Below are 9,806 nucleotides of genomic sequence, written 5' to 3' on the forward strand. Positions count from 1 at the left end.
GGCGGCCCTCGCGTACCGGCGCGCGGCCGGCGGCTCCGGCGCGGGAGGCCCGTGGGTCCTCAGCCGAAGCGGACCGGCCCGTTCGGGGTGGCCAGGGTGAAGGAGAGCGCTGCCGGTCCCGGGGTGAGGGGCAGCGAGGTGCCCAGCGCCGCCAGCGGACCGCGTACCCGTCGCGGGTCCGGCGCCGACGCGGATACGGCCAGCAGAGGGGCGACCGGCAGACCCGAGGCGGCAGGGTGCCGGGAATCGCCCCAGTCGATGAGGAACGGCACCAGGCCCGTGGCGTCCCCGGCGTCGGTCAGCCGCCACCGCAGTACGGTGCCGTCCGGTGTGCGACGGCTCATCGGCCGTACCGGACCGGGGTCATGGCCCCGCTCCCGCGCCGCCGCGATCGCCGCGTCCAGGTCGGGCGGGCTGATCGCCCAGGTCGGCACGGCGGGGCCGGCCAGCAGGTCGACGCCGAACGGCCGCGGCCCGGCCGGCTCGGGCTGCTCCGGGTCCGGTCCCACGATCTCCAGGTAGCTCCGGCCGCCCAGACCGACCAGGTGGTTCCGCGTGCCCAGCCCGAGGTGCACCCCGCCGGGCGCCGGCGTGACCCCGGTCCGCCGTGCGAACTCGGCGACCGTCGCCGCCAAGTCGGGGGTGGCGAGGACGAGATGGTCCAGCAGTGGCGGAATGGCGTTCATCGGGCGCGAGGTTACGCGATCCCGGCCGGCCGGCGGAACGCCCGCGCCGCACCGGGGTACGCCCGTACGACACCGGGGTTCGCCCCGCGCGGCACTGGGGTACGCCCGTACGGCACCGGGATTCGCCCCGCGCGGCACTGGGGTACGCCCGTACGGTACCCGGAAAGACCCGTGCGGCACGATGGGCGCATGGTCCGTACCGTGCGCGCCCTGCCGCTGCTCCTGCTCCTGCCCGTGCTGCTCGCCGCCTGCGGCACCGGGAAGGCGGGCGAGGGCGGCGGCGGGGCGGCTGCGGGCGCCGGGCGGAGGGCGGGCGGCACGGAGGCCGGGTCTGCCTCGGCCGCTCCCGGGCGGGCCGAACTGGACGCACGGCTGCGCGCGCTGGGCATCGCGCCGGAGCTCGTCTACATCACCGACGTACCGGGCTTCACGCTCGCGCAGCAGTCCGTCGGCGTGAACGGTGACGACGGCTTCTCCGTCGCGTACTGGGCGAAGGGCGGCGCCGTGCTGCGCCTCTACGCCGAGCGGGGCAGCGCCGCCGACTGCCCGGAGGGGGAGGTCTGCCGGGCGCCGGTGCACGGCCAGGTGGTGCGCGTCGGCGGGGAGAAGGTGGCCGCCGGCGTGCTCCGCGCGGCGGCCGACGCCGTCCGCCGTCCCACGCCGGCCGAACTCGCCGGCTTCCTGCCGCCGGCCCCCGCGGTGACGGCTCCGGTGCGGCGCGGCGACCTGCCCTCGTACGGCGACGGAGCGCCGGACAACAGTGTGGGCGAGGGCGGCTGAGCGGTCCGCCCGCCGTCGGGACGGGTCGTCCCGGTCCGCCCGGACGGCGGGCCCGGCTGGGTGTGACGGCCCGCCAAGTGACGTTTCTGCGGTGAACCGGTTACCCCATTGAGGTGAGTAAAGCTCGCGTAGGTGGAAGGTCACGTGACTATCTAGAGATGCTCTTGTCTTGGCAAAGGGCGTCGAGACGCGACGGGCGACCCCGTGCCGCGTCACCCACCCACAGGAGGAGCCGGACCTTGACTTACGGTAAGAAGCTGCGCAAGCGCATCGCCGGGCCCGGGACCACACCACTGATCGGCGTGTACGACATGTACTCCGCGTCGATCGCGGCCAAGCACTACGACGGGATGTTCGTCTCGGGCTTCGGCTTCGCGGCCTCGTACTACGGGCTGCCGGACATCGGATTCATCGCCTGGCCGGACATGGTGGCCTTCGTCCAGCGGCTGCGGGGAGCCTTCCCGCACCACCACCTGCTGGTCGACATCGACGACGGATACGTCGACCCCGAGGTCGCCTGTCACGTCGTGGAAGGACTGGAGCGCATCGGCGCCTCGGGGGTGATCCTGGAGGACCAGAAGCGGCCCCGCCGCTGCGGCCACGCCGAAGGCAAGCAGGTGCTGCCGCTGGAGGAGTACCTGGAGAAGCTGCACCAGGTCCTGGAGACCCGCAACGACCTGGTCGTCGTCGCCCGTACGGACGCCACCGACGAGCACGACATCCTGCACCGCGCCGAGATGCTGGCCGCCACCGACGCCGACGTGGTGCTGGTCGACGGGGTGCGCAGCGTCGAGTGGATCAAGCGGATCCGGGAGGTCGTCGGCGACAAGCCGCTGCTGTTCAACCAGATCGCCGGCGGCAAGTCGCCCCGGCTGTCCCTCGGTGAACTGTCCGATCTCGGCGTGGACGTCGCCATCTACAGCACCCCCTGCCTGTTCGCCGCCCATGAGGCCATGGACTCCGCGCTCACCGGCCTGAAGGCGGCCGACGGCCGGCTGCCGGAGGTCGATCCGGCGAGCGGGGTCGGCGTCAAGGCGTCCACCACTCTGCTGGAGCGCAACATCGCCCGTGACCGGCTCACCCCCGAGGGCGTGGGCGTGTGAGCGGTGCCGCCCCCCGGCTGGGCATCGCCACGGCGGTCGCCGCCGCGCTCCTCGGAGTCGTGGCCGCACCCGCGTCGGCTTCCGGCAGCCTGGTCACCGTGATCGACAACTCCCGTACGGGAACCGACAATTCGGAGACCGACTCGTTCCTGGAGGTCGACCGCGCGGCCAACGCGCAGTCCGGCAGCGGCACCGCCGGCAGCGATCACGACGGCAGTGCCGTGGACGTGGTGCAGGCCCTCGTCGCCGCCGACCGGGCCGAGGAGGACTGACGGCGACCGGACAGGACGACGACGGCCGGGCACCCCGTGCGGGTGGTGCCCGGCCGTCGTCGTGCCGGTGAACGCGCCGCGCTCAGTCCTCGCTGGTGTCGGGGCGGCCGTTCTCGTCGACCTCGACGTCCTCCTTCGGGTCGTGCTCGTCGGCGGGCGAGGCCACGGTGGCGCGCTGCTGTCCGGGAGCGAGGGTGTGCCAGGCGGCGTGTGCCGTGCCGTAGGCGGTGACCAGGGCGACTGTGGCCGGCGAGTGCCGCGGCGGTACGCGTGGTGTGCTTCATGCCCGGCGAACGATCTTGCGTACGCCGGGTCACCGCCGACCGCCCGAACGCGCCGCGCACGTCACGCAGTTGGCCGCCGGACGCGCCGCGCACGTCACGCAGTCGGCCGCCGGAAGCAGCCGGAAGCAGCCGGAAGCAGCCGGACGCCGCCGGACGCAGCCGGACGCGGGTGGCGCCCCGCTCGCCCGGCGTACCGGCAGCCGACCGATCGCCCGGGCCCGGCGTCCCGTGCCCCCGGCGCCGACGTCCCGCAGTCGCCCAGGCCCCCCGGTCCGGCCCCGTGCCCCCGGCGCCGACGTCCCGCAGTCGCCCAGGCCCCCTGGCCCGGCCCCGTGCCCCCGGGTACGCCGACGGCCCTCGCAGCCGACCGGGCCCCCGGTCCGGTTCGTGCCCCGAGTACGCCGACCGCCCGCGCAGTCGCCCAGGCCCCCTGGCCCGGCGTCCCGTGCCTCCGGAGTACGCCGAACGGCCCACAGCCGGGGCCCGTGCGGCGGAATACCTCCCGGGGATGTGGTGCTCTGAAATGAACACCGCAAGCGTGCGACGAAGGGCTGGTGGGCGCGATGGCGGAAGACCGTACGGGCCCCGTGGCCGCCACTCCGCACGGAGCCGTACGCGGCCGGTACGAGCGCGGGGTCGCGGTCTTCCGGGGCATCCCGTACGCCGCCCCGCCGTTCGGCCCGCTGCGGTTCCGCCCGCCCCGGCCGCCCGAGCCCTGGGACGGGGTGCGGGACGCCGGCGCCTTCGGGCCGACCGCGCCGAAACCGCCGTACTCCGAGGCGTTCGCCCAGTACCTGTCCGACCCGGCCGTCCCGGGCGACGACTGCCTCAACCTCAACGTGTGGACCCCCGAGCCGGGACCGGGTGCCCGGCTGCCGGTGTTGGTCTGGCTGCACGGCGGCGCGCTGACCAGGGGCTCCTCGGCGGTGCCCGTGTACGACGGAAGCGCCTTCGCCCGCGACGGCGTCGTCTGCGTCTCGGTCAACTACCGGCTGGGCGTCGAGGGCTACGGACTGTTCCCGGACGCGCCCCCGAACCCCGGCCTGCGCGACCAGCTCGCCGCGCTCCACTGGGTGCACGAGAGCATCGCGGCCTTCGGCGGCGACCCCGGCCGGATCACGCTGTGCGGCCAGTCGGCCGGCGCCATCAGCGCCGGCGTCCTGCTCGCCGCGCCCCACACCCAGGGCCTGATCCGGCGGGCGGTGCTGCAGAGCGGCGCGCCCGAGGTCGCGGACCGCGACAAGGTACGGCGGATGGTGCGCCGGATGGCGACCCGGCTGAAGATCCCCGCCACCGCCGAGGCGTTCGCCGGCGTCGACCGCGGACTGCTGCTGCGCACCCAGGCCGAGGCGGCCCGCCTCAGCAGTCCGGTGCTGGGCGGCCCCGCGTTCGGTGTCGTCGTGGACGGCGACCTCGTGCCCCGTGACCCGCTGAAGTCGCTGGCCGAGGGCGCCGCCGCCCGCGACGTCGGGCTCCTCATGGGCTGGACCCGGGACGAGTACCGGCTGTGGCTGGTGCCCGGCGGACTGCTGGAGCGCATCGACCGGCTCGGCGCCGTCGCCCTGGCCGGGGCCATGGCCCGGTGCCACGCGAGCCACGACGTCCCGCGCGGCTACCGCACCCTGCACCCGGACGCCGGCACCGCCGAGATCGTCGGCCAGATGGTCACCGACCACCTGCTGCGGGTGCCCTTGCACCGGCTCGCCGACGCCCGCCCCGGCAGCTCCCACCTGTACGAGTTCGCGTGGCCGTCCCGGCTGCCCGGTCTCGGCGCCTGCCACGCCCTGGAGCTGGGGTTCGTCTTCGGCACCGGGGACTCGGCCGAATCGAGGAAGCTGGCCGGCGAGGGCGCCCCGCGGGAACTGCGCGACGCGATGCACGACGCCTGGGTGCGGTTCGTGACGACCGGTGACCCCGGCTGGCAGGCGTGGGACGAGCGGCATCCGGTACGGATCTTCGACGACGGCGTCCCGGACACCGCGTACGGTCCCCGGGACGCCGAGGTCGCCCTGTGGTCGGCCGCCTCCACCCTGCCGCAGCCCCCGCGCACCGCCGTACCCCGCGCCCCCGGCGCCGAGGTCGCCGCCGCGATGCGCCGGCTGCGCCGCTCGGTGGAGGCCCTGCGCCGCTGAGCCGGGCCGCCGGCGCTAGTCCGTCGGCCCCGCGATCGCCGCGATCGCCGCGATGGCCTCCGGACCCACCCGGCAGCAGCCCCCGATCAGCCGGGCGCCCGCCTGCCGCCACACGGCGACCTCGCCGGCGCTGAACGTCGTACGGCCCCGCCATGCGCGCGCCTCGGCGTCCCAGCCCTCGCCGCTGTTGGGGTAGGCCACGACCGGTCGGCCGGTGACCCGGGCCGCGATCCGCGCGGCCGGCCCGACGTCCCCGGGTGCGCAGCAGTTCACACCGACGGCAATCACCTCGTCGGCGTCGGCGGCGAGCGCGAACGCCTCCTCCAGGGGCTGCCCCGCCCGCGTGTGCAGGCCGTCGACCGTGTACGACAGCCACACCGGCACCCCCAGTCCCCGCACCGCCCGCAGCAGCGCGGCGGCCTCGTCCGCGTCCGGGACGGTCTCCAGGGCCAGTACGTCCGGGGCGGCGGCGGCCAGGACCTCCAGCCGGGGCCGGTGGAACCGCTCCAGCTCGGCGACGCTCAGCCCGTACCGGCCCCGGTACTCGGAGCCGTCGGCGAGCATCGCCCCGTACGGCCCGACCGAGGCCGCCACCCACAGCGGGCGTCCGACGCCCCTGCCGACGGCCTGCCGGGCCGCCTCGCGGGCCAGCTCCACGCTGCCGGCGAGCAGCCGCGCGGTTTCCGCACGGCCGATGCCACGCCGGCCGAAGCCCTCGAAGGTGGCCTGGTAGCCGGCCGTGATCGCCACGCTCGCGCCCGCGAGGAAGTACGCGAGGTGGGCCTCGGTGACCGCCTCGGGCCGCTCGGCGAGCAGCCGCGCCGACCACAGCTCGTCACCCAGGTCGTGTCCGGCCGACTCCAGCTGGTTGGACATGCCGCCGTCGAGCACGACCGTCCCGGCGGCGAGGGCGTCGGCGAGGCGGGGAGAGAGATCGCTGGTCATACGGCGACGCTAGTCGAAGCGGAGGACACCCGGCCGGGCAGATCACGGAAAGGGCCTTCCCCCGCACCGCGGCGGGGGTGGGATGGACTCGCCGAGGGACGCCCCGGCCGGACCGGGCGTCCGGCCGGACCCGGGCGTCCCGGGTCCCGTGAGGAAGGACGGCCACCGCCGTGATCCGACTGCCCGCCGACGACCGCGCGTCGAGCCCCTACACCGGCTACACCCGAGCGCACTGGGAGGCCGCGGCCGACGCCCTGCTGGCCGCCGTCGAGCCGTACGCGACCCCCGACCGCGCCCTGTACCACCTGCCCGGCGGCCGGGTGAGCCGCTCCGGCCGCCTCTCCGACGGCCTGGAGGGGTACGCCCGCACACTGCTGCTGGCCGCGTTCCGCCGCGACGAGACCGTGCTCGGCCGGTACGCCGAGGGTCTCGCGGCCGGCCCCGGCGGTGTCTGGCCGCGGATCACCGACCGCGGGCAGCCGCTGGTCGAGGCCGCCTCGGTCGCGCTCGCCCTGCGGCTGACCCGGCCGCTGCTGTGGGACCGGCTGGACGACGCGGTGCGCGGGCGGACCGCCGCCTGGCTGGCGGACGCCCTCACCGCCCGGCCCTGGCCGTGCAACTGGGAACTGTTCCCGGTCACCGTCGGCGGCTTCCTCGCGGAGACCGGCCACCGCGAGGAGGCCGCCCGGGAGGCGATCGACCGCGGGCTGGAGCGGATCGAGGACTGGTACGTCGGCGACGGCTGGTACACCGACGGCGACGGCCGCAAGTTCGACTACTACAACGGCTGGGCCATGCACCTGTACACCGTCCTGCACGCCTGGCTGTCCGACGACGGCGAACTGCTCGCCCGCTACGGCCGACGGCTGTCACGCCACCTCGCCGACCACGCCAGGTTCTACGGCGGCGACGGCGCCCCGCTGCGCCAGGGCCGCTCCCTGACCTACCGGTTCGCGACGACGGCCCCGCTCTGGCTCGGCGCGCTGACCGGACACACGCCCCTGCCGGCGGGGGAGACGCGGCGCCTGGCCTCCGGCGCCCTGCGGTACTTCCTCGACGGCGGCGCGGTCGACGAGCGCGGCCTGCTGCCACTCGGCTGGCTCGGCTCCGACCCCTCTCTCGTGCAGGACTACTCGGGCCCCGCGTCCCCGTACTGGGCGAGCAAGGGCTTCCTCGGCCTGCTGCTGCCGCCCGGACACGAGGTGTGGACGGCACGGGAGGAGCAGGCACCGGCCGGCCGCGCCGACGCGGTGCACCCCCTGCCCGCCCCCAACTGGCTGCTGCAGTCGACCCGTTCGGACGGCGTGGTCCGGCTGCACAACCATGGCAGCGAGGACGTCCGGTGGGACCCGTACTACACCCGGCTCGCCTACTCGACCGCCACCGCGCCCCTGCCGGCGTACGACAACAGCGTGCTGGTCGGGGGCGATCCGGGCCGTACGGAGATCGAGCCGCTCGGCACGGGCGAGGGCTGGATCGCCTCCCGGCACACCGTGCGGGCCGGCATCACCGTCACCAGCCTGGTGGCCGTCCGGGGCGCCGTCGAGGTGCGCGCCCATCTGGTGGCCGGCGCGGCGCCGGGGACGCCGGTGCGGGTCACGGGCTGGCCCGCGGGGGAGGGCGTGCGGGCCGAACTCCTCCCGGCCGCCGGCCTGTCGGCCGAGCTGGCGGGGGTGACCGGGCCGGACGGGCCGACCCTCTTCGTGGCGCTCGCGCGCCTCACCGGGGATCCGGACGCCCCGCCCCTGGCCGAGCTGGTCTCCGTGGCCGTGCGCGAGGCCGACGGGGGCCACGAGGTGCGGGTGAGCTGGGCGGCGGGCCCGGACGCGGTCTTCCGGTTCACGGCGACGGCCGGGCGGTCCGCGGGCTCGTCCTGGTCGGTGGTACCGAGGTGAGCACCCGACGCGCCTCGCGTCAGTCCCGGCGCGCCGCCGTGGCGGCGGGCGCGGTGGCGGCGGGCGCGGTGGCGCGGCCGTCGGTCTCGCCGTCGCTCTCGCTCTCGCCCTCGCGCGGCCAGTGTTCGAGGGTGATGTGCAGGGCGTCGACCGCCTTGTCCCAGGAGGCCCGCACGTCCCGGTCCGCGCCGAAGCCGCCCGCGCCCTCCAGCACGCAGTAGCCGTGGAACGTGCTGCGCAGCAGGCGCACCGCGTCCGTCAGGTCGGGTTCGGCCAGGCCGTACGCGCGCAGCATGCCGTAGGTGATCTCCGCGGTGCGGCGCAGCTCGGGGGAGTCCGCGATCAGGGACCGGTCGACGCGGATCTGGGTGGCCGCGTACCGGCCCGGGTGCTCCAGGGCGTAAGCCCGGTAGGCACCGGCGAACGCCGTCAGCGCCTCCTTGCCCGCCCGCCCGGCCACGGCCGCCGCGATCCGGTCGATCAGCTCGCCGCCCGCGTGCAGCGCCAGCCGGGTCCGCAGGTCCTGGAGGCCGCGGACGTGCGAGTACAGGCTGGCGTCCTTCACCCCGAAGCGCCGGGCCAGCGCGGAGACGCTGACGCGGTCGAAACCGACCTCGTCCGCCATCTCGGCGGCGGCCGTCACCAGCCGCTCCACGCTCAGTCCCGCCCGGGCCACCCGCCCACCTCCTTGGCTGCCTGGGGGAACCCTAAAGTACCCGGGGAGCCGTCGCGGTGGCGGGCACGGAGAAGACGAACGAGAACTCCGCGGGCTCGGCCGCCAGGTGGTACCGCGGCAGCGGACCCGGGCCGCAGGACTGGGACCCGATGCCGTGCTGGCCGTGGTCGAGGTTGACCCAGACCGTGTCACCCGGCACCAGGTCCGTGCGGTGGGCCGCCGCGTCCAGCTGCTCGGTGGTCCAGCGGCGGGCGGTGAGGAAGAACGCGGGGTCGCCCTCGACGCGCAGGCCGCCCAGCTCCGCCCAGCGGACGTCGGCCCGGGCGCCGTTCTCCTGGGGCCGGACGTACGGCGTCTGCAGCTCCTCCACGGTCGACCGCCAGCGGCCGACCGCGGCCGCCGTCCTGGTGTCCGGATACGCCTCGCCCGGACCGCCGCCGTACCACTCCACCCGCTCGGCCGCCGGCAGCCCGAAGCGGACGCCGAGGCGGGGCAGCGGGACCGTCCAGTCCCCCTCGGGCACGGTGCCGACGGTCAGCCGGAGCCGGTCTCCGTCCGACGTCCAGCGGTACACCGCCGACAGGCCCGTCCCCCGGCCGGCGGGCGCCACCCGGGTGCGGACCGTCAGGCCGTCCTCGCCGGCTTCCACCGCGTCCAGCCGGTGCTGCACCCGGTGCAGGCCCAGCCTTCGCCACAGCGGGCCGAAACGGAGGTCCGGCTGCCAGGGGGCGCCGTCGTCGTTGTCGGTGGTGGCCCGCCACACGTCCAGCCGCAGACCGCGGACGGTGACGTCACCGATGGCCCGCAGGGCGCCGGTGCGGGCGTCGAAGACGCCTGGGCCGAGCCTGAGCACCCCGTCGGCGGCGACGGGCCGTGCGATCGCCGCGGTGTACGGCGGCACACGCTTCGCCGCCGGGAGCTGGCCCCAGGCGACCACATGGCCCTGCGGCGCCCACGCGGTGCCGGCCGCGAGCACCGCGCGGACCGTCCAGTGGGCCTCGCCGGCCGGTGCGCCGGGCGGCGGCGCGGGCAG

Annotated in this window: 9 protein-coding genes; 5 read left to right on the forward strand and 4 right to left on the reverse strand. The window is 76.1% G+C overall.

Going from position 1 to position 9,806, the window contains the following annotated elements:
- Nucleotides 1-59: 59 nt before the first annotated feature.
- A complete protein-coding gene (locus GT045_RS02850; protein WP_161333178.1) occupies nucleotides 60-686 on the reverse strand; it encodes a VOC family protein in 627 nt (208 codons plus the stop codon).
- A 189-nt stretch (nucleotides 687-875) separates the two neighbouring features.
- On the opposite strand from GT045_RS02850, the gene GT045_RS02855 reads away from it, so the two are divergent.
- From GT045_RS02855 to GT045_RS02870, 4 genes are all read left to right on the forward strand, one after another.
- Complete coding sequence (locus GT045_RS02855; protein ID WP_161333179.1) at nucleotides 876-1,466, forward strand: membrane lipoprotein; 591 nt, start codon at nucleotides 876-878, stop codon at nucleotides 1,464-1,466.
- Between the two features lie 239 nt (nucleotides 1,467-1,705).
- Nucleotides 1,706-2,569, forward strand: a complete 864-nt coding sequence (locus GT045_RS02860; protein WP_161333180.1) for an isocitrate lyase/PEP mutase family protein — start codon at nucleotides 1,706-1,708, stop codon at nucleotides 2,567-2,569.
- On the forward strand, nucleotides 2,566-2,841 hold the full coding sequence (locus GT045_RS02865) for a hypothetical protein (protein ID WP_345942531.1): 276 nt from the start codon (nucleotides 2,566-2,568) through the stop codon (nucleotides 2,839-2,841). The genes GT045_RS02860 and GT045_RS02865 overlap by 4 nt, the downstream gene beginning before the upstream one ends.
- 847 nt (nucleotides 2,842-3,688) lie before the next feature.
- Nucleotides 3,689-5,257, forward strand: coding sequence for a carboxylesterase family protein (locus tag GT045_RS02870; RefSeq protein WP_202526951.1), 1,569 nt, complete (start codon nucleotides 3,689-3,691; stop codon nucleotides 5,255-5,257).
- A gap of 15 nt (nucleotides 5,258-5,272) precedes the next feature.
- Here the strand turns inward: GT045_RS02870 and mmuM are convergent, their stop codons facing one another.
- On the reverse strand, nucleotides 5,273-6,202 hold the full coding sequence (mmuM, locus tag GT045_RS02875; RefSeq protein ID WP_161333181.1) for a homocysteine S-methyltransferase: 930 nt from the start codon (nucleotides 6,200-6,202) through the stop codon (nucleotides 5,273-5,275).
- A 173-nt stretch (nucleotides 6,203-6,375) separates the two neighbouring features.
- On the opposite strand from mmuM, the gene GT045_RS02880 reads away from it, so the two are divergent.
- Nucleotides 6,376-8,097, forward strand: a complete 1,722-nt coding sequence (locus GT045_RS02880; protein ID WP_345942532.1) for a DUF2264 domain-containing protein — start codon at nucleotides 6,376-6,378, stop codon at nucleotides 8,095-8,097.
- A gap of 19 nt (nucleotides 8,098-8,116) precedes the next feature.
- On the opposite strand, the gene GT045_RS02885 is transcribed toward GT045_RS02880, so the two are convergent.
- Nucleotides 8,117-8,773, reverse strand: a complete 657-nt coding sequence (locus tag GT045_RS02885) for a TetR/AcrR family transcriptional regulator (RefSeq protein WP_161333183.1) — start codon at nucleotides 8,771-8,773, stop codon at nucleotides 8,117-8,119.
- 31 nt (nucleotides 8,774-8,804) lie between these two features.
- A partial coding sequence (locus GT045_RS02890) for a beta-galactosidase domain 4-containing protein (RefSeq protein WP_237538306.1) occupies nucleotides 8,805-9,806 on the reverse strand: 1,002 nt, incomplete at its 5' end.

Origin of the sequence: Streptomyces sp. SID486, from assembly GCF_009865385.1 — a bacterium.
Classification (GTDB): Bacteria; Actinomycetota; Actinomycetes; order Streptomycetales; family Streptomycetaceae; genus Streptomyces.

Bases quoted from the DNA above. Each gene is read 5' to 3' on its own strand.
- GT045_RS02850 (WP_161333178.1), bottom strand. From the start codon at position 686: ATGAACGCCATTCCGCCACTGCTGGACCATCTCGTCCTCGCCACCCCC.
- GT045_RS02855 (WP_161333179.1), top strand. From the start codon at position 876: ATGGTCCGTACCGTGCGCGCCCTGCCGCTGCTCCTGCTCCTGCCCGTG.
- GT045_RS02870 (WP_202526951.1), top strand. From the start codon at position 3,689: ATGGCGGAAGACCGTACGGGCCCCGTGGCCGCCACTCCGCACGGAGCC.
- mmuM (WP_161333181.1), bottom strand. From the start codon at position 6,202: ATGACCAGCGATCTCTCTCCCCGCCTCGCCGACGCCCTCGCCGCCGGG.